The 17,767-nt window shown below is 43.5% G+C and carries 22 protein-coding genes; 14 read left to right on the forward strand and 8 right to left on the reverse strand.

Annotation, left to right across the window (positions count from 1 at the left end; translation table 11 throughout):
* Window positions 1-10 precede the first annotated feature (10 nt).
* From CHH48_RS12290 to CHH48_RS12325, 8 genes are all read left to right on the forward strand, one after another.
* The gene (locus CHH48_RS12290) at window positions 11-760 is read left to right on the forward strand and encodes a metal ABC transporter ATP-binding protein (protein ID WP_095219443.1); all 750 of its coding nucleotides are present in this window, start codon (window positions 11-13) and stop codon (window positions 758-760) included.
* Window positions 757-1,665 carry a metal ABC transporter permease gene (locus tag CHH48_RS12295; protein WP_095219444.1) on the forward strand — a complete coding sequence of 303 codons (909 nt, stop codon included), beginning with the start codon at window positions 757-759 and terminating at the stop codon, window positions 1,663-1,665. The genes CHH48_RS12290 and CHH48_RS12295 overlap by 4 nt, the downstream gene beginning before the upstream one ends.
* Window positions 1,662-2,528 (forward strand): metal ABC transporter permease, encoded by an 867-nt coding sequence (locus tag CHH48_RS12300; RefSeq protein WP_095219445.1) that lies wholly within the window; start codon window positions 1,662-1,664, stop codon window positions 2,526-2,528. Before CHH48_RS12295 ends, CHH48_RS12300 begins: the two co-directional genes overlap by 4 nt.
* A gap of 144 nt (window positions 2,529-2,672) precedes the next feature.
* Entirely contained in the window at window positions 2,673-3,056 is a 384-nt protein-coding gene (locus tag CHH48_RS12305) for a VOC family protein (RefSeq protein ID WP_095219446.1), read from the forward strand.
* 215 nt (window positions 3,057-3,271) lie between these two features.
* Window positions 3,272-3,997, forward strand: coding sequence for an alpha/beta hydrolase (locus CHH48_RS12310; RefSeq protein WP_095219447.1), 726 nt, complete (start codon window positions 3,272-3,274; stop codon window positions 3,995-3,997).
* A gap of 95 nt (window positions 3,998-4,092) precedes the next feature.
* Entirely contained in the window at window positions 4,093-4,608 is a 516-nt protein-coding gene (locus CHH48_RS12315) for a 2'-5' RNA ligase family protein (protein WP_095219448.1), read from the forward strand.
* A 2-nt stretch (window positions 4,609-4,610) separates the two neighbouring features.
* On the forward strand, window positions 4,611-5,033 hold the full coding sequence (locus CHH48_RS12320; protein ID WP_095219449.1) for a GNAT family N-acetyltransferase: 423 nt from the start codon (window positions 4,611-4,613) through the stop codon (window positions 5,031-5,033).
* Window positions 5,034-5,113: 80 nt separating this feature from the next.
* On the forward strand, window positions 5,114-5,791 hold the full coding sequence (locus tag CHH48_RS12325) for a DUF421 domain-containing protein (RefSeq protein ID WP_342747549.1): 678 nt from the start codon (window positions 5,114-5,116) through the stop codon (window positions 5,789-5,791).
* 1 nt (window position 5,792) lies between these two features.
* On the opposite strand, the gene CHH48_RS12330 is transcribed toward CHH48_RS12325, so the two are convergent.
* Both CHH48_RS12330 and CHH48_RS12335 read right to left on the reverse strand, forming a co-directional pair.
* On the reverse strand, window positions 5,793-6,071 hold the full coding sequence (locus CHH48_RS12330; protein WP_095219450.1) for a hypothetical protein: 279 nt from the start codon (window positions 6,069-6,071) through the stop codon (window positions 5,793-5,795).
* Between the two features lie 88 nt (window positions 6,072-6,159).
* Window positions 6,160-6,570, reverse strand: a complete 411-nt coding sequence (locus CHH48_RS12335) for a hypothetical protein (RefSeq protein WP_095219451.1) — start codon at window positions 6,568-6,570, stop codon at window positions 6,160-6,162.
* Window positions 6,571-6,789: 219 nt separating this feature from the next.
* On the opposite strand from CHH48_RS12335, the gene CHH48_RS12340 reads away from it, so the two are divergent.
* Window positions 6,790-7,272 carry a CotY/CotZ family spore coat protein gene (locus CHH48_RS12340; protein WP_095219452.1) on the forward strand — a complete coding sequence of 161 codons (483 nt, stop codon included), beginning with the start codon at window positions 6,790-6,792 and terminating at the stop codon, window positions 7,270-7,272.
* Between the two features lie 48 nt (window positions 7,273-7,320).
* Here the strand turns inward: CHH48_RS12340 and CHH48_RS12345 are convergent, their stop codons facing one another.
* The 3 genes from CHH48_RS12345 to mgtE all read right to left on the reverse strand — a co-directional run bounded on the left by CHH48_RS12345 (window position 7,321) and on the right by mgtE (window position 11,104).
* Window positions 7,321-7,779, reverse strand: a complete 459-nt coding sequence (locus CHH48_RS12345; RefSeq protein WP_095219453.1) for a CotO family spore coat protein — start codon at window positions 7,777-7,779, stop codon at window positions 7,321-7,323.
* 102 nt (window positions 7,780-7,881) lie between these two features.
* Window positions 7,882-9,717 carry a monovalent cation:proton antiporter family protein gene (locus tag CHH48_RS12350; protein ID WP_095219454.1) on the reverse strand — a complete coding sequence of 612 codons (1,836 nt, stop codon included), beginning with the start codon at window positions 9,715-9,717 and terminating at the stop codon, window positions 7,882-7,884.
* Between the two features lie 19 nt (window positions 9,718-9,736).
* Entirely contained in the window at window positions 9,737-11,104 is a 1,368-nt protein-coding gene (mgtE, locus tag CHH48_RS12355; RefSeq protein WP_095219455.1) for a magnesium transporter, read from the reverse strand.
* Window positions 11,105-11,333: 229 nt separating this feature from the next.
* Between mgtE and CHH48_RS12360 the strand changes: the two genes are divergently transcribed.
* Window positions 11,334-12,512, forward strand: coding sequence for an FtsW/RodA/SpoVE family cell cycle protein (locus CHH48_RS12360; protein WP_095219456.1), 1,179 nt, complete (start codon window positions 11,334-11,336; stop codon window positions 12,510-12,512).
* Window positions 12,513-12,574: 62 nt separating this feature from the next.
* The gene (prpE, locus tag CHH48_RS12365; protein WP_095219457.1) at window positions 12,575-13,312 is read left to right on the forward strand and encodes a bis(5'-nucleosyl)-tetraphosphatase PrpE; all 738 of its coding nucleotides are present in this window, start codon (window positions 12,575-12,577) and stop codon (window positions 13,310-13,312) included.
* Here prpE and CHH48_RS12370 read toward each other — a convergent pair.
* Genes CHH48_RS12370 through CHH48_RS12380 form a run of 3 tightly spaced genes read right to left on the reverse strand, consistent with a single transcriptional unit; the run spans window position 13,301 to window position 15,611 of the window.
* On the reverse strand, window positions 13,301-14,164 hold the full coding sequence (locus CHH48_RS12370) for an RluA family pseudouridine synthase (RefSeq protein WP_095219458.1): 864 nt from the start codon (window positions 14,162-14,164) through the stop codon (window positions 13,301-13,303). The two genes, prpE and CHH48_RS12370, sit on opposite strands and share 12 nt — an antisense overlap.
* A gap of 5 nt (window positions 14,165-14,169) precedes the next feature.
* The gene (locus tag CHH48_RS12375; protein ID WP_038559402.1) at window positions 14,170-14,967 is read right to left on the reverse strand and encodes an NAD kinase; all 798 of its coding nucleotides are present in this window, start codon (window positions 14,965-14,967) and stop codon (window positions 14,170-14,172) included.
* Window positions 14,968-14,981: 14 nt separating this feature from the next.
* Window positions 14,982-15,611: a GTP pyrophosphokinase gene (locus tag CHH48_RS12380; RefSeq protein WP_095219459.1), complete on the reverse strand. Its 630-nt coding sequence runs from the start codon at window positions 15,609-15,611 to the stop codon at window positions 14,982-14,984.
* Window positions 15,612-15,743: 132 nt separating this feature from the next.
* Between CHH48_RS12380 and CHH48_RS12385 the strand changes: the two genes are divergently transcribed.
* The 3 genes from CHH48_RS12385 to CHH48_RS12395 all read left to right on the forward strand — a co-directional run bounded on the left by CHH48_RS12385 (window position 15,744) and on the right by CHH48_RS12395 (window position 17,701).
* Window positions 15,744-16,313 carry a CYTH domain-containing protein gene (locus CHH48_RS12385; protein WP_095219460.1) on the forward strand — a complete coding sequence of 190 codons (570 nt, stop codon included), beginning with the start codon at window positions 15,744-15,746 and terminating at the stop codon, window positions 16,311-16,313.
* Between the two features lie 111 nt (window positions 16,314-16,424).
* Window positions 16,425-16,826, forward strand: coding sequence for a globin domain-containing protein (locus CHH48_RS12390; RefSeq protein ID WP_095219461.1), 402 nt, complete (start codon window positions 16,425-16,427; stop codon window positions 16,824-16,826).
* A complete protein-coding gene (locus CHH48_RS12395) occupies window positions 16,823-17,701 on the forward strand; it encodes a ClpXP adapter SpxH family protein (RefSeq protein ID WP_095219462.1) in 879 nt (292 codons plus the stop codon). The genes CHH48_RS12390 and CHH48_RS12395 overlap by 4 nt, the downstream gene beginning before the upstream one ends.
* Window positions 17,702-17,767 lie beyond the last annotated feature (66 nt).

The following is a 17,767-nucleotide window of genomic DNA, read 5'->3' on the forward strand; positions in this document are numbered from 1 at the left end:
AGGATGACGAATGGAAGCCTTGAATGTAAAGGATTTGCAAGTTGCATATGATAGAAAAGCTGTACTAGAACAAGTGGAACTCTCTATACCGAAAGGAAGTCTTACAGCCATCGTCGGACCAAATGGCGCAGGAAAATCCACGTTAATCAAAGCCATTCTTGGAATGCTGAAGCGTTCATCAGGACAAATTTCCATTCTAGGCAAGCCTTACAGTCCAAAAAACCGTAATGTAGGGTATGTACCACAGCGCGGATCAGTTGATTGGGACTTTCCAACTAATGCACTTGATGTCATATTGATGGGTCGGTATGGACATATAGGCTGGTTTAAACGGCCTTCAAAGCAGGATATTATGCTTGCGAAAGAGGCATTACACAAGCTCGGAATGGCAGATTACGCAGATAGGCAGATCCGCCAACTTTCCGGCGGACAGCAGCAGCGAATCTTTTTGGCACGCGCATTGGTGCAAGATGCGGAAGTATATTTCATGGATGAGCCCTTCGTCGGAGTGGATGCTAAAACAGAAAAAGCGATTATCGATCTGTTACGGGAATTAAAGCATAAAGGCAAAACGGTCATCGTTGTGCATCACGATTTACAGACAGTGCTGGAATACTTCGATCACACACTTCTATTAAATCGCACTGTGATAGCTAACGGGCCCACCGAGCAAGTATTTACAAAAGACCTGCTTCAAAAAACCTATGGCGGTACGTTGGCTTTCTTCTCACCAACCGGCGATAAGCGAGTTATGTCATGATACAGGATATGTGGAATGCATTGCTGCATCAGCCGAACACGCAATGGGTTGTGCTGAGCACAATGCTGCTTGGGATTGCCAGCGGAGTTCTTGGAAGCTTTGCTCTCTTAAAAAAACAGAGTCTTATCGGTGACGCCGTTGCTCACGCAGCGCTGCCAGGCATATGTATTTCTTACCTCCTTATTGGTGAGAAGCAGTTGCTTGTCCTACTGCTCGGTGCGACTGCAACGGGACTACTGGCAACCTATCTCATCCAGCTTATTACTACAACGACGAGGATCAAAAAAGATGCTGCCATCTGTCTTATATTAAGCGTCTTTTTCGGTACAGGAATTGTTTTGCTGAGCCGAATTACGCAGCAGGCTGGAGGAAATAAAAGCGGACTCGACCACTTCATCTTCGGGCAGGCTGCAGCTATGACTCGGGACGATGTCTATACAATGGCTGGTGCTGCCGGCGGACTGATTCTCATCGCCTTTCTTCTATTTAAGGAATGGAAGCTGCTTATATTCGATCCTGACTTTGCCAAAAACAGCGGGCTGCCAGTTGGTTTACTTGAAACACTCTTCTCTACCCTGCTTGTAATTACGGTCGTAATTGGCATCCAAGCGGTTGGCGTTATTCTGATGGCTGCATTGCTTATCATCCCAGCTATTAGCGCCAGGTACTGGACGGATCGGCTTGGCTGGATGGTGATCATCGCTGGAGCTATTGGGGCTTGTTCTGGGATAGTTGGTGCTTTAATCAGTACAATCAGCACCGGTTTGGCAACCGGTCCGCTCATCGTTGTAACTGCTGCTGGCTGTTTTATCTTCTCCTTCATTATCGGACCAAAGCGTGGTCTTATCCAAAAGCTGATGGCACATCACGTTAGTGCTGAACGCTTGAAGGAGGAAAGTTTATGACATATGAGGGCTGGATTCTGCTGACTGCTTGTCTCGTCGGAATCAGCTGTGGTATGGTAGGTTGTTTCCTGATTGTTCGGCGAATGACAATGCTCGCTGATGCTATTAGTCATAGTGTATTGCTTGGAATCGTACTCGCATTTCTTGTTGCAAACAGTCTGAACGGCATCTATATGCTAATTGGCGCAACAGTTATCGGATTGGTGACGACATTTGCTATCCAATCACTTCATAATTCGGGTGTTCAAGAAGATGCCAGTATCGGTATTGTTTTCACGACTTTCTTTGCCATCGGGGTCATACTTATATCGCTTTTCGCCAGAGATGTCCACCTCGATGTGGAACACGCCTTAATGGGAGAAATCGCCTTTATTCCATGGAATACGTACACTGTCTTTGGAATTGAAATACCGAAAGCAACAGGAATGCTCCTATGTATCAGCCTATTCGCAACGCTCGTCATTTTATTGTTCTACAAGGAATTAAAGCTCACTAGTTTCGATGCTGCACTAGCAGTAACGCTAGGCGTTCCGGTTGCTTTGATCCATTACTTATTAATGGGTCTTGTATCCATTACAGCTGTCGGCTCCTTTGATGCTGTTGGTGCCGTCCTTGTTGTCAGCATGCTAGTCGTGCCAGGCTCCTGCGCTTACCTTATGACCGATAGGTTATCCGTAATGCTGCTTTACAGCTGTTTGTTTGGTGCCGCAAGTGCCATCTTCGGTTATTATGGCGCGCTGTTACTGGATGCTTCGATCTCTGGATCGATGAGTGCCGCGGGAGGTATTTTATTTCTGCTGACTTGGTTTTTCTCACCAAGGTATGGACTGTTGCGACGTTATCGGACGATGAAAACGTCTTGAACTTAGACTTCGTATCCTCCTTTAGACCGGCCGCGCTCTATATTTTATAGTGCGTGGCCTGTTTCATTAATTGAGCGCTTCTAGAAGGTAAAATCCGCGAGACTGTAGAATGTATAGGCACGTCCATAATAAAGGAGAATAAAATTGATTAATCACGTTGGTCAAATTATGTTATATGTAAGCGATCAGGATCAAGCAGTCCACTTTTGGACAGAAAAACTGGGGTTTCAAGTGCTTGCTAAAGAAGACGATGGTCAGGGTATGAGATGGATTGAAATCGCACCTTCAAAAGGTGCAAAAACAAGTATTATTCTACACAACAAAGCATTCATTTCCAAAATGGAGCCTGAACTAAATCTTGGCACCCCTTCTTTGATGTTTTTCTCAGATAATCTCGATAAACTGCATAATGATTTATTAACTGATCATGTCACGGTCGGAGAAATAGTCGCAATGCCAACTGGAAGAGTATTCAACTTTGCAGATTATGAAGGAAATTACTTTGCAATTATGGAGAAAAACGATTGATTCTTTATCATAGATTAAATACAGCACTAATAGATCCATTTCGAATAATTGAGATGGATCCTTTTTTATGGAGTCAAAGAATAAACCAACTTATTTCACTGTAAGAGCAGTTATTAGGCTGTAAGGTTTACCTTGACGACCTGTATTATTCATACTCTTCCTTCCATTCATGGTAAAATGACATCACAACCCTTTCACAAAGCGAGGTTTAACAGATGAAACGAAATGGTAAGATGGAAAGTGCCATCATAGACAGCATCTATTTGGATGAGAGCTTGGAAGTACGCTGGTATAAACCGGAGTCATTTTCTCCTTTGTATAAGTACCAGCTATGCATTATGCAAGATGGTAACGATTATTTCCAAATGGGGCGCATCGCGACGTTAAGTGATCAGCTGCATAGTGACGGCGAGATCCAGAATACGGTCTTCGCCGGCATTCATTACCGTGACCGTCACGACCGAATCGATAAATACTATCCTGATGGAAAGAAACATGAAGCCTTTCTACAATTCCTCCTGCATGAAGTGCTGCCGGTTCTGGAGGATGATTTGCCGACATTACATATGGGAGCCACCAGGACATTGATGGGCGATTCTCTGGCTGGTACCCTCTCCCTTGTGGCTGCCCTTCGCTTCCCGCATACATTTGGTGGCGTTGTGATGCAGTCTCCATTAGTTGACGAAGCTGTCATGCGGGAAGTAAGAGATGCAAAGCAGCTAGATAGTTTGTCCATTTATCATACAATTGGTACAAATGAGACTAAAGTTCCTACTAGCTTCGAGAAAGAGATGGACTTTGTGGAACCGAATCGCAGCTTACAAGAATATTTCCGCACGAAGTCTGTTGATTATACGTATCGGGAACTAAAAGATGCGGATCATACATGGAAGTATTGGCAGCGTGATATGAAACAGGTACTGACTGATGTATTCGGATAAACCTTCGTCCGCATACAGCACGCCCTATCTTTGGTATAATAAGACGCATAAGCAAACGGTACGCATGCTATTCATTCTTAATTGGAGGTATTGAGATGAACTACACTATAGCAATTTTTCCATCTGAGCAAGTGCAGCAAGAAGCCAATTCGTATCGTAAACGATACGACTCTGCTTACGCCCTCATCAAACCGCATATGAAGGTAAGACAGCCATTCCCATTGAATGAAGAAGATGACCTTATCGATGCTGTAAGTGAGCTAAAACGAATTGCACGCGAGACAGCTCCATTCTCTTATCAAATTGAGAAAGTAAGTACATTTGCACCTGCTCATAATACACTCTATTTCAAGGTGACGCCTTCTGAAGAATTAAAAACACTGCACGAAAAGTTATATCATGGTTTCTTTGAAGGTGAAGAAGCATATGCATTCATTCCGCATATTACGATTGCGCAAAACCTTTCGAATGGGGAATATGCTGATTTGCACGGCACATTGAAACTGAAACAATTCCAATATGAAGAACAAGCCATACAGTTCCATTTGCTCCAGGAGCAAGAAGACGGGAAATGGACTGTGAAAGAAACTTTTACGTTAGGTGAGGAATAAACATGGAAATAACCGTAGCAGAAAACAGTATTCAGCAGCAAGATGCTTTCCAAGTAAGAACACTAGTATTCGTTGAGGAACAAAAAGTACCAGCAGATCTTGAAATTGATGAACTGGAGAATGAAAGTATCCACTTCGTCGGATACGAGGATGGAACTCCGGGAGCGGCTGCGAGAATGCGTTTGGTCGATGAGTATGCAAAGATGGAACGCATTTGCATACTGAAAGATTTCCGAGGCAAGCATTATGGAAATGACCTAATGCGGGCCATGGAAGAGGAAGCGAAAAAACGCGGTATGCAAAAAGCGAAACTGAACGCGCAGACTCAGGCAATCCCTTTCTACGAACGACTGGGATACACAGTCGTTTCAGAGGAATTTATGGATGCTGGCATTCCGCATAAAACAATGACAAAACAGCTGTGAGACTTCCTTTTGGAAGTCTCTTTTTTTGTATAGTCAAGTTTCCTTTGGGCATGCTTTCTCTTAGAAGGGGTGTGTTGCACGTGGGAGAATATGGACATATCATTGTGGAAGTAATATTCGGTTTTTTTGGGCTGTTTGTATTAACGAAGGTGCTCGGAAAAACCCAAATGAATCAGATTACAGCCTTTGACTTTATCGCTGCAATTGCTGTCGGAGAGTTATTCGGTAATGCTATTTTTGATCCTGAAGTTGGTATTCCGCATATTGCAGTGGCAATCATCACATGGGGCTTACTGATGGTCGTCATCGAAAAAACCACCCAGCGATTCAAAGGAGCACGCGGTTTTCTGGAAGGGAAACCTACTGTGATCATCTCCAAAGGCGAACTCCGGTATGAGGATATGAAAGCCAACAAGATGGATTTCAATCAGCTGATGCACCAGTTACGATCCAACAGCATTTTTTCACTCTCCGAAGTAGATTATGCAATCATCGAAGCTGATGGCAGTCTGAGCGTTTTGAAAAAAAGCGCTTATCAAAATCCTACACGAAATGATCTTGATCTAAAGGAACAGCCCAACCCTCTCCCTGTTTCGTTCATACTAGACGGTGAAATCATAAAGGATAACATTATTAATAGCGGCCAGACCTTGGAATGGCTGGAAAATGAAATAAGGAAACAAGGTTTCAGCAGTGTTTCCGAGGTAGTATATGCGGAGTGGACGCCCATCGACGGGCTATTTACCAGATCATATTAAATTAACAAACTGTGTTAATATAACGCCCCTTTCCGGTTAATAAGCTATATGTCTTCCCGTCAAACTGTGTCTCTTTGGTTACTTGATGTCGCTTCTGGCGGGGCATGGCGGCAGCTTGGTAGTCAAGCCGATTCTGAACACGCTGTTCGAACGGATCCTTTGTCTTGTTAGACATAATCGGATTGGTCCTTTCAATCACATATCGGTCACTTTTTGGGCTGTTGATCCTGTTTTGATAATTCATATACTGATAGGATGAAACTGGTACGGTCCAACTCATGCAATCCCCTCCTTTATTATCTTATTCTTCTTTACCCTGCTTCTCTCCTTGTCTAACCATATAAAAAAGCAGCCGAAGCTGCTTTGTATCAGAACCAAAAATTACGGGGTCTTTTGTCTTTGTCATCTTCGTCTTTCTGTTTATCTTCATGATCCTCATCGTTCTTCCGGCGGAATCCAAAGATTGGATCAAAATCAAACTTCCGATCATCTTTTTTATCTTGTTCATGTTTATCATCATGATCGGACTTATCATCATGCTTATCTTCATCTTTCTTTCGGCGGGAACCGAAGAACAGATCGTAATCATGGTCTTGTTCATGTTTCTTTTCATCATGATCATGTTTTTTATCGTCATAATCGTGTTTCTTTTCATCATGATCATGCTTTTTATCGTCATGATCGTGTTTTCCTTTGTCTATATCGTCCGCATCCAGCACAACTTTATCAGCTTTAATGATGAGGTTCTTCACATGGATGACCTTTTTTTCCTCAGACATGTCTTTCACTCCCTTTTCCTTAGACTTAAGTCTTGATAGTTTATGTGACCTACTATGAAAGGTGTGCTATGTACGCCTATTCATGTGTTTTTTCCTCACCTGCAAATACCTACCAACTTCTTGCATAATCCGGTTAAGTGCCCACACATAACAAAGGGCCCCTCATATCTTATTAAAGACGAAACGTCATTACTTTATCATTTCGAGAGGGGTAAAATCATGAGCAACGGAGAAAACCGTTCATCAGTCGTCGTGGATATCGTAAGAGAAATTGCCAATGCACAAAAAGATATCCATTCCGAGTGCTGCGCAACAAGTGCGGAACAATCCATCAATGATCTTCTAGGCAACTTCGGAGGATCTACTGGTTTCGATACAGTACCAATCTGCCTATATAACGATCTCGGAGCTATTTTCCGTGGATATGGAGTCGCACCAGGAGCAACTCCAGGTACACTTGGGCCGGTAGCTGGAAGCTACTACTTCCGTGTGAAAGCAGTCTACGACGATAACAGCGCTGTGCTGGAATTGCTTCGCAGCCCAGCAGATCTAATACTGATTCCTGATGGTATTGCTGAACAACAGGTTACTAACCTAACAGCTACAGGAATTTGCTTCACAGTTGATTTAAATGCATTCGCCCATATTACTACTTTGCCAGCTATCTCTGCATTCGTTACAGGCACACCGCCTACAAACTAAGTCTTAACAAGAAAAGTTCAATCTTGATTACAAGATTGAACTTTTTTCTTAGAAGCCGAGTATTTTGATATCCAGGATGTCCTCTAGTTTCACTTCACGTTTAAACGGACGACGAATTGATTTAAATTGGATAAGGTCTCCTTCTATACTTGCAATGATTCCGATCAAGCTGCCCTCTGTCGTAACAAGTTCACATTTCATACGCGGAATCTGAGAAGGGAGATTCAGGAGATAATCAACCTTTTCTGCCGTCAGTAAATCTTTGAAATTCACTTTTCTATTGGACGGAGCTATCTTCTTCTTTGCTGGTGATACTTCTTCTTTGGATACAACAGCTTCTGATTTTGCTTCTGGTTTTACTTCTTCCGTTACTTCTTCTGCTATTACTTCTGTCTTTTTTCCTTTTGCCGTACGATATGCCTGCTGCATTTCTGCTATCGGAAGATCAAGCTTCGGCTGGGCAATAAACAGCACTGGCTGCTGGCGCCTTACCTTTTCTTTGGACACGCAACGTCCTCCTTTGCATTAAGATTCCTACTCATTATATGCAGTTAAAAAATGAGGGTGCCCAATTTAAGCAAAAGAAAAAAGACTGTCCATAGACAGTCTTCATTCTAATAACTCGTGTAAATCATCTACATACTCCCCTGAACCGGTGACGATGAGTCGATCATCCATTCGCAGGACAGTATCGCCATGCGGAACGATAGAATCTTTACCACGAAAAATACGGACAATGATCAAGTCACCATGAAACGGAAATTGACGTAAGGATACGCCATCAAATGCAGGATTCTGCATCGATACTTGGTAAAGGGCGTTATCTTGGTTGGTCAAAATATTCATAACACTAGGCGCTTCTATGAGTGCTTTCAGCAATGCATTGGTTGAGAGCAGAACGGAAAACACCTCTATATCGTTCTCCTTCAATTCGTTACTTAATGCTGGCTGCTCAATTCGTGCAATAACACGGTCAACCCCTAGTTCCTTTGCATAAAGGGAGATTTGGCTGTTCTGTTCTTCATCTCCGGTAGATACGACCAGGATATCAACATTGAATACACCAAGAGCCTCCAGCTGGGCAGGTTCGTAATTATCCAGCTCCTGTATATCAAATTCTGATTGCACAAGGCTTTCATCGAGCTTGTCCAATTTTGTGTGATACAGATGTGTTCGATAATAACGTTCATCCAGATTTCGTACAGATGGCATGGTAAGTTGATTTGCACCGATAAAGGCAACATCATTCTTCTTGTCGGTCTCTGCATAGCGAACGTAAAATCGCTTGAAGAACCAAGGTGTAATGATACAGCTTATAACAGCTACAAGGATCAGTGCCCCTTCCATCTGAGCATCTATAACTCCAATGCGTTCTCCAATAGCAGCCGCCGCAATGACTAAGGAAAGCGTAGACGTCAGGATAGTTCCAGCACTGATTACGGAACGCCAGTCATACCATCGACGTAAGTAGAGAACCGGTACAATCTTCGAAATGAGCAACGCAATCAGCAGCAATGGAATGAGTATTAGAATTTGCGGATCTGTCAGCAGTGTGCGCAGATTCATTTCTACCCCTACCATCACGAAGAAAATTGGGATCAGGAATCCATACCCGAAGCTGTCCAGCTGATGTACAAGCTCCTGGTTCGGTGACAGCAAGGAAACGAGTGTACCAGCTAAAAATGCTCCTAATATGTTTTCAGCACCGACTGATTCAGAGACAGCCACAAGTACTATTATAAGCGTAAAGACTGCTCGCGTCCCTATTTGGACTGTACCCTTCGACATCGTTTCGATAAAGGATCTCTTTTGAAAGATCTTGCCGACGAAATACAAAATAACTCCGACTGCAAACAGGATTAGCAGCAGCCACATATTGCCGCCTTCATCTCCATAAATGGTAGCAAATACTGCAAGCAGAATCATCGTCACCAAATCAGCGATGACTGCAATCATAAGAATAGTTTGGCCGAATGTTGACTTCATCATCTGCGCTTCCTTCAGCGTCGGCACAACAACACCTAGTGAAATGGTGGAAATGATCAGCGTCATGAGAAAGACATTATCTATGAAGCCCGCCAAAACGAAAGCGTAAGACAAGCCGACTGATAAGATGAGTATACCAAGGAAAATAACTAATGAAATAATGAATGGTGATTGAGATGGCTGTTTTTCATTCTTTCGTTTATTTTTCCCCGCAAAAATCGAGAAATCAATTTCAAGTCCGCTCAAGAACATCAAAAAGATAAAACCGAGCGTAGACAGTGTTTCCAGCCAAGTACTTTGATTGACCAAATCAAAACCGCTTTGGCCAATAATGAGACCGACAATAATTTCCGCTACAACAACAGGGAGCGCACGGAGCTTAAGACGATTCATTAGTATAGGTGTAAGAAATGCTGCCAGAATGACAACAACTAAGGATATGATGGATTCATGCTCCATGCTGGACCCTCCTTTTTTTCTATTGTGTTAACAGTCCCATGAAGGCTGTTGCCAGCCCAAAGTAAATCAATATAGATATAATGTCATTAATGGTAGTGATAAATGGACCCGAAGCAATCGCTGGGTCAATGTTCAGCTTGTGCATGAGCAGCGGAATGATCGCTCCTGCCAGAGTCGCAATGATCAACGTCGCAAAAATGGATAAACCGACAAGTAAGCCTAGGAAGAAGTCTTTCTGCCAGATGGTCACGACTATTGTAATGACGATACCACAGCTTAGTCCAGTGATAATTCCTGTCAACCCTTCCCGCATCACCATTCGCATTTTCCCGCGTTTAGCAACATCCCCTGTAGCCATACCTCGCACCGCAACTGCCAGTGCCTGGGTGCCGGTATTCCCCCCCATCCCGCCGATAAGCGGAATAAAGCTCGCGAGTATGGCAACTTGGCTCAGCGTATTTTCGAAACGACTGATCATGCTGGCCGTAATCATACCGAGGAAAAGGAGAACAACGAGCCAAGGCAGCCGTTTGCGAGCAGACACGAAAGCACTGTCTTCTCCTTTTTCTGTATCGCTGACACCTGCTAAACGGCTGTAATCTTCATCTGCTTCTTCTTCCATAACATCCAGAATATCATCGACTGTGATGATACCGAGAATATGATTTTGAAAATCGACTACTGGCAGTGCCAAGAAGTCATAATCACGCATCATTTGCGCAGCATGCTCCTGATCGCCACCGACATCGACACTGACAATCCTGTCGCTCATCACTTCGGAAATGAGCCAGTCTTTCTCCGCTATGATGAGATTACGCAAAGAAATGACTCCGACCAGCTTCTTGTCTTGATCAACGACATAGGTATAATAGATAGTTTCAGCATCAGGTGCTTCTGCTCTAAGATGCAGCATCGCTTCCCGTACCGTATCTGTAGCGCTGACACTGACGAATTCGGTTGTCATGATACTTCCGGCCGTTTTATCCTCATAATGCAGAAGATGCTTGATTTCATCTGCTGATTCCTTTTCCATAATCGTGATAAAACTAGCAACTTTGTTTTTATCCATTTCCTTTAATATATCCACTGCATCATCTGCAGACATCTCAGCGAGCACCTGCGCTGCATAACGAGAATACATCTCCGTGAAATAAACGTCGGCATTCTCCCAGTTAACGTTTTCCATGATTTCTGCGGTTTCATCAGGTGAGAGATAAGAATAAATTTGCTTTCGGATCTCTTCGGGCTGTTCCTCAAAAACTGCCGCCTGATCATACGGGTGGAGTTCTAGGTATTCTGCACGAAATTGGTCAATTTGCTGGTTAGCTAGTGCTTCCCTGATTTTATTTTGGTATAGTAAAATTTCTTGGTTTTCCAAATGATCCATACGTCTGCCTCCTCGCCTGCAAGAACACTCAATAGTAAGTAACATCTTGCTTTTTGTCAACGTAAAAACGGCCGTTCTGTGAAAGGTTTAAGAAACTTTAATAGAGTTCACTTAATTTATCCGTCATTTTGTTGTAAACTGTAACAAGATTATATTCCACTCATTTGCAAAATCTAATCGCTTTTATAGCAGCTAGAGATGCGGAAGGAACGAAAGAAAGGTTTTGTGTATGAATTCTAACAAATTTCGGTTAGATCTAACAATTATATTAGTTTTGATCCTGCTTGGTATTGTCTCTTCATTCACTTTATATGAGTTGCAGCCGACACTATCAGGTATTGCAGCTCAGACCCAATATATGCCGCGTCAGATTATGGTGTACGGTCTTGGTGCAGTTGTCATTGCTGTTATGATGCTGCTCGACTATGACCGGCTTCGCCAGCTTGTGTGGATCTTCTATGGAATTGGCATCATCATGCTTTTGATGCTATTTTTCAAATTCCCAGCAGCTATCATCAATGAAGCAAATGGTGCGACCAGCTGGTTCATCGTGCCTGGTTTCGGAACGATGCAGCCATCTGAATTTGTTAAAGTATTTGTCGTCATTGCTTTGGCGCATGTGATTATGTCACATAATGAGAAGAACACAGTCCGCACGAATAAAACAGATTTGTTCCTGCTTGGAAAATTGTTTGCAGTTGCACTTCCACCTATGCTTTTGGTTGCGTCACAGCCAGACCTTGGCGGTTTCTTAGTATTGGGTGCAATCCTTAGTGCTACCATTTTAGTCTCTGGAATAAGCTGGCGTCTCTTATTGACTATTCTTGGGATTGGCTTAGGCATCGGTATATTTGTAGCTATCCTGTCGTTTATCTTTCCGAACCAAGTTGGCGGTTTCTTGCAGGAAACAATTTTCCAGCACGTCGAAAGCCGCTTCCTTGGTTGGCTATATCCTGAAAAATACCCGGATTCCAGTTATCAGTACCGACTGGGATTAATGGCGATTGGATCAGGAATTCTATTCGGAAAAGGGGCTTCCAACTTCCAAGTCTCCATTCCGGAACGACATACGGATTACATTTTCTCTGCCATCGCTGAACAATTTGGATTCATTGGATCAGCAATTGTGCTCTTCCTATTCTTCATTCTCATCTATCGAATGATTCAAGTAGGATTAGAGAGCAATGAACCATTCGGCAGTTATTTGGCCGCCGGGTTCATCGGAATGTTTACTTATCAGATATTCCAGAACATCGGGATGTCGGTAGGACTCGTGCCGATTACCGGACTTCCGCTGCCATTCCTCAGCTATGGAGGAAGTTCGACACTCGCCTATATGATTGCAATCGGTATCGTGCTCAATATTCATTCGCGAACACGTACATTCATGTTCGAAACACAGAAATAAGCCTTATGAAAAAAGGGAAAGCTATTAAAAGCTTTCCCTTTTTGTATATAGGAGTGATTCATATGAAATTAGATTTTATCGGAGATGTGCATGGCTGCTTGCCTGAGCTTCTCGAGCTTTTCAGCAAGTTGGGATATGGCATGCGTGATGGCATGCCTATTCATCCAGAAAACCGCCGGCCCTTTTTCATTGGTGATTTAACGGACCGTGGTCCCGATTCACTAGGAGTGATTGAGCTTGTCTATCGTCTTGTAGAAGAAGAGCTTGGATTTTACGTACCAGGCAATCATTGCGATAAGCTTTACCGTTATTTGCTCGGCAACAATGTCCAAGTGAAGCATGGATTGGAAACGACAGTAGCAGAATTACAAAACTGTGACCCGAATAAGCGCAGGAAGTTATCCAATATGTTCATGCAGCTTTACAAAAAAGCTCCTCTCTACGAACAAGTTCCCGAACTAGGCGTCGTTGCAGCACACGCCGGTATCAAAGAATCACTTATCGGCAAAGAAGGAAAAAAAGTAAAAAGCTTTGTTCTATATGGAGATACGACTGGTGAAATGGACGAACTGGGCCGCCCAGTCAGACTGGACTGGGCTAAGCATTATCATGGAGAAGACTGGATCATCTATGGTCATACACCGGTTCTCGAAGCCCGCATCATTCATCATACAATCAATATTGATACTGGCTGTGTGTTCGGCAATAAGCTAACCGCCTACCGCTTTCCAGAACAGTCCTTGCACAGCGTCTCTTCCCAGCAGCCGTTCGTTGAAGAGAAATTCCGTTCATTCGATTAAAAAGTCAGCAGGAATCGGTGAATGGAAGTTCAGAACGCGCTTCGTAAACGGATGAATAAAGCGCAGCTGCTGTGAATGCAGTGCCTGACGGCTGATGACATCCTTATTACCACCATATAGTGTATCACCAGCCAGCGGAAGGCCAAGCGATGCCATATGTACACGGATTTGATGTGTCCTTCCAGTAGCCAGCTTAATTTCAACCAACGTATGATTAGCGTAGCTTGTCTGCCAGCGAAAGTGAGTGATGGCTGTCTGGCCATCAGGTCGCACTTCCCGTTCGATGATTGAGCCTTCCTTCCTGCCGATTGGTTTGCTGATTGTACCTGACTGTTCTGCCATACGACCTTCTACAAGTGCAACATAAGAACGCTGGATTTTCCCTTGCTTTTGGTCAGCAGCCAAAAGCGTATGGGCATAGCGATGTTTGGCGACAAGCATCAGTCCCGAAGTATCGCGATCCAGCCTTGTCAAGATATGGACTGTATAGGGGAGTCCTTGTTTTTGGTAATGCCAAAGCAAACCATTAGCAATTGTGCCAGACGGCTGGTTCATTGATGGAATTACTGCTACCCCAGGGTTCTTATCCAAAACAAGTACATGCTCGTCCTCAAAAACAATTGGCAGCTCGAGCGGCTCTGCCTCCATGTAAGCACCGGCTTCCTCCTGTGGAAGCTCGACTTCCAAGCAATCACTTATTTTACCGATATGCCAAAGAGGCGCCGGCTGCTGATTGAGTGTTACCAGCTGCGGCTCCTCCTTGAATGTCTTAAATAGTCTTCTTGATACTCCTTGCTGTTTAAGGAAATCCTTAATGACAATTTCCTCCTGCAAGGTCCAGCTTAATTTCATAGCTTTTACCTCTTATCTGCAATGAATGAGTCGTGCACACGTTTCCAGAATGGGAACGGACGGAAGCGCGCAAACCGAACACGCTGCTTGGCGACTGAACAAGTGATTGACTCGATATCTGAATGATTTTCTGTCATATGATCAATGGCTATCAGGAAACTTTTGTCCAAGGTCGGTCTCAGTGTACATGGATGATGGCTCGGCAAAATGAGCGGAGAACCTATCGTCCGAAAAACACGATTATTAATCGAAGCAAGCTCCGTCACTTGTATGGATGCCAAAGAAGGATGAATAATAGCCCCATTCAACGCCTTGTTATAGGCTGTACTGCCCGAAGGCGTTGAGATGACAAGGCCATCTCCTCGGAATGTTTCGAAATGCTCTCCCTTTATCGAAACATCAAGTACAACTGATCCATCCGGTGTTTTGACGGAGCATTCATTCAGTGCTAGATGCTCGTCCACCCTTCCATCTTTGTGGGTAATGGATATATCGAGCAAAGGATACTCCACGATATGGTACGGTTTATTGGCGATCTGCAGCAGCAGTTTCTCCAATTCCTCAGGAACCCAATCTGCGTAGAATCCTAAATGTCCAGTATGGATACCAATAAATGCTGTACTGTCCAAACGATGGACATATGTATGGAAATTCTCTAGGAAAGTCCCGTCTCCCCCGACAGATATCGCGAGAGCCGGCTCCTTATCATCATACTCGAAATTGAAATGCGCCAGATGTTCGACAATTGTTTCCTTGATCGCATTCGACTTCTCATCTCCCCGTGAAAGAACCGTATATTTCATCCCAGCTTACACCCCTATTTATGCTTTTTGATTTGCTGCTGATCATGATAAATCCGCTGCGCTTCTTGCACTTCATCCCGAATTTTGGACATTTCCTCGTCCAGCCGGAATGCAGCTTCTGCGGCCGTTTTCAATCTTGTTTTCAATTCTGCCGGTATTTGGCTATCGTATTTATAATTTAGCGAATGCTCATTTGTAGCCCAAAAATTCATGGCAAGTGTTCGGATCTGGATCTCGGCTAGTACTTTCTTCTCGCCGTGAATCGTCTCGACCGGATATTCAATGATCATATGATACGACCGATAGCCGCTTTCCTTCGTTTCAACGATATAGTCAATTTCATTTACGATAGTAAAGTCATTTCGTGCTTTTAGCATTCCCACAACTGTATAGATATCATCGACGAACTGCGTCACGATTCTAAGCCCGGCAATATCCTGGATTTCTTGATGCAGTAGGTCGACGGTGACCTGCTTAGTGGCTGCTTTTTGTAGGATACTGCGTACTGGCTTAACGCGACCAGTGATGAATTCAATCGGGGAATGGCGTGATTCATTTTCAAATTGAGAACGCATCCCCTTCAGTTTCACTTTCAGTTCTTCTACTACCTGTACATATGGTGCTAAAAATACATCCCAATTCATACTCTTCGTAGCCCCTTTTCTTCCCAGCAGCGTCTAGTTGTTCCAGATGCATTATATCTGCTTTCAGTGTATCATAAAAGCAGCTTGGCATAACAATGGAATACAACAGATAGAAGCATAGGGGGTATAAGCATGCCGCAAGAGATTGAAATCGAATTTAAGAATCTGCTTACAGAAGCGGAATTTAATAAATTATATGAAGTGTTTAATATGAAAAACGTGCCTGAAATACAGCAGGTTAACCACTATTTCGAAACAAAAGATTTTCAGCTGAAACAGCATGGTGCTGCACTGCGAATCAGAGAAAAGAACGGAAAATATCAATCCACGCTAAAACAGCCGCAAGGTGAAGGGCTCCTGGAAACGCATGACTTTTTAACAGAGCAAGAAGCAAATTCCTGGTTGCAAGGTTATATTACGCTTGGTCCTGAAATCAGTAAGCAACTGCAGGAATTAGGTATTTCAACCGCTGAATTGATTTATGGAGGATCATTGGAAACTGTCCGCCGGGAACAGTCATATAATGATACAATCATCGTTCTCGATAGAAGTAAATACAGTGATGTAACTGATTATGAATTGGAACTTGAAGCCCAGAGCTATGCACATGGAGAGCATGTTTTCAACACCATTCTTACGGAAAACGGCATAGCGAAACGAAAGACTCCGAACAAAATTCAGCGTTTCTATGACAGCCTCTGAAACAGATAAGTTGCCCAACTTAGTAGGTGGCTGATAAAATAAATTTACAGTCAACCCCTACTCGGGGCAGATGTTATGTTGATTGCTCTTTGCATAAGAAAGGAAGAAACAATGAATCAAGCTGAAACATTGTACGATGGAATTGGCGGACAAGCCATATTAGAGCAGCTGGTAGATGTTTTCTACCGACGCGTGGCAGAGCATCCAGATTTAAAGCCGATTTTTCCGGAAGATTTGACGGAGACCCGCCGCAAACAACAGCAGTTCCTGACTCAATTCTTCGGCGGTCCGCCACTCTATACAGAAGAGCACGGTCACCCGAAGCTAAGATACCGGCACCTCCCTTTCGAAATTACACCAACGCGCAAGGATGCATGGCTTTCCTGCATGGCAGCTGCCCTAACGGAAACTGACATAGAGGAACCTTATAAAAGCATAATATATGAACGACTTGCGTTAACCGCACATCATATGATGAATACACCAGACAAAGAGAAAGGAGAATCGATATGAGCTGGGAATCTTCTAATTCAATACAGCAAAGGCCTGAGGATGACTGTGGCGGATTTTGCGGGTTGTTTCCTTCCTCGAAGAAGCCCGTGGAGATTTACGTTTTTATCGATCCGCTTTGCGAGGATTGCTGGTCACTCGAGCCTTTTCTCAAGAAACTTACAATGGAATATGGTCAATATTTCACTTTACGCCCTATACTGACAGGAGATTATCAGCCACTCGTTCGTGATCGAAGCGAGTGCAGTTACCCGAAAACGGTTCTACAGCCGGATAATATCTTGTTGAGCAATGCCGTTTCCTTCCCATGGCGCACCTCGCTTGCGATAAAAGCAGCGGAATTGCAAGGAAGAAAGGCTGGTACCCGCTTCCTCCGTACTATTCAGGAGGCACTGTTTTTAAACAAACAGGATATTACCGCAGATGAAATTCTGATTGAATGTGCTAAAATTGCTAAACTCGATCTGGAAGAGTTTCATGACGATATGTATTCTGCTTCAGCTAAAAAAGCATTTCAATGCGATGTGAAGCTTTCGAAGGAACTGGAAATTGACGAGTCACCTTCCATTGTCTTCTTTAATGAATCCGAAGAAGACTCTGGTATTAAAATTTCCGGTTTATATAGCTACGATGTCTATGTCAATGTCCTGCACCAGATGCTGCAAAGAGATCCACAGCCAGCGGCAAAACCGCCCGTTGAAGAGTTTCTTTCCAGCTATAAATTCGTTGGAAGCAGGGAAATCTCATTGATTTATGATTGGACGAATGCGCAGACAGAAAAGGAAATGAAAAAGCTACAATTGAAACAGATGGTAGAACGCATTCCGATCAAACACGATACTTTCTGGAAATATAATATTACTTCGAAAGCTGAATAACTTTTTGCTGCACTTATACCAGACAGCCGCACTTATGTGCGGCTGTTTTTCATTGTCTGGAATCGG

Source organism: Terribacillus saccharophilus (genome assembly GCF_002272075.1).
GTDB lineage: Bacteria > Bacillota > Bacilli > Bacillales > Amphibacillaceae > Terribacillus > Terribacillus saccharophilus_A.

What these genes read in the sequence shown, in the direction of transcription:
- CHH48_RS12290 (WP_095219443.1), top strand. Translation starts at nt 11, where the DNA reads ATGGAAGCCTTGAATGTAAAGGATTTGCAAGTTGCATATGATAGAAAA.
- CHH48_RS12295 (WP_095219444.1), top strand. Translation starts at nt 757, where the DNA reads ATGATACAGGATATGTGGAATGCATTGCTGCATCAGCCGAACACGCAA.
- CHH48_RS12300 (WP_095219445.1), top strand. Translation starts at nt 1,662, where the DNA reads ATGACATATGAGGGCTGGATTCTGCTGACTGCTTGTCTCGTCGGAATC.
- CHH48_RS12310 (WP_095219447.1), top strand. Translation starts at nt 3,272, where the DNA reads ATGAAACGAAATGGTAAGATGGAAAGTGCCATCATAGACAGCATCTAT.
- CHH48_RS12315 (WP_095219448.1), top strand. Translation starts at nt 4,093, where the DNA reads ATGAACTACACTATAGCAATTTTTCCATCTGAGCAAGTGCAGCAAGAA.
- CHH48_RS12320 (WP_095219449.1), top strand. Translation starts at nt 4,611, where the DNA reads ATGGAAATAACCGTAGCAGAAAACAGTATTCAGCAGCAAGATGCTTTC.
- CHH48_RS12330 (WP_095219450.1), bottom strand. Translation starts at nt 6,071, where the DNA reads ATGAGTTGGACCGTACCAGTTTCATCCTATCAGTATATGAATTATCAA.
- CHH48_RS12335 (WP_095219451.1), bottom strand. Translation starts at nt 6,570, where the DNA reads ATGTCTGAGGAAAAAAAGGTCATCCATGTGAAGAACCTCATCATTAAA.
- CHH48_RS12340 (WP_095219452.1), top strand. Translation starts at nt 6,790, where the DNA reads ATGAGCAACGGAGAAAACCGTTCATCAGTCGTCGTGGATATCGTAAGA.
- CHH48_RS12350 (WP_095219454.1), bottom strand. Translation starts at nt 9,717, where the DNA reads ATGGAGCATGAATCCATCATATCCTTAGTTGTTGTCATTCTGGCAGCA.
- mgtE (WP_095219455.1), bottom strand. Translation starts at nt 11,104, where the DNA reads ATGGATCATTTGGAAAACCAAGAAATTTTACTATACCAAAATAAAATC.
- CHH48_RS12360 (WP_095219456.1), top strand. Translation starts at nt 11,334, where the DNA reads ATGAATTCTAACAAATTTCGGTTAGATCTAACAATTATATTAGTTTTG.
- prpE (WP_095219457.1), top strand. Translation starts at nt 12,575, where the DNA reads ATGAAATTAGATTTTATCGGAGATGTGCATGGCTGCTTGCCTGAGCTT.
- CHH48_RS12370 (WP_095219458.1), bottom strand. Translation starts at nt 14,164, where the DNA reads ATGAAATTAAGCTGGACCTTGCAGGAGGAAATTGTCATTAAGGATTTC.
- CHH48_RS12375 (WP_038559402.1), bottom strand. Translation starts at nt 14,967, where the DNA reads ATGAAATATACGGTTCTTTCACGGGGAGATGAGAAGTCGAATGCGATC.
- CHH48_RS12380 (WP_095219459.1), bottom strand. Translation starts at nt 15,611, where the DNA reads ATGAATTGGGATGTATTTTTAGCACCATATGTACAGGTAGTAGAAGAA.
- CHH48_RS12385 (WP_095219460.1), top strand. Translation starts at nt 15,744, where the DNA reads ATGCCGCAAGAGATTGAAATCGAATTTAAGAATCTGCTTACAGAAGCG.
- CHH48_RS12390 (WP_095219461.1), top strand. Translation starts at nt 16,425, where the DNA reads ATGAATCAAGCTGAAACATTGTACGATGGAATTGGCGGACAAGCCATA.
- CHH48_RS12395 (WP_095219462.1), top strand. Translation starts at nt 16,823, where the DNA reads ATGAGCTGGGAATCTTCTAATTCAATACAGCAAAGGCCTGAGGATGAC.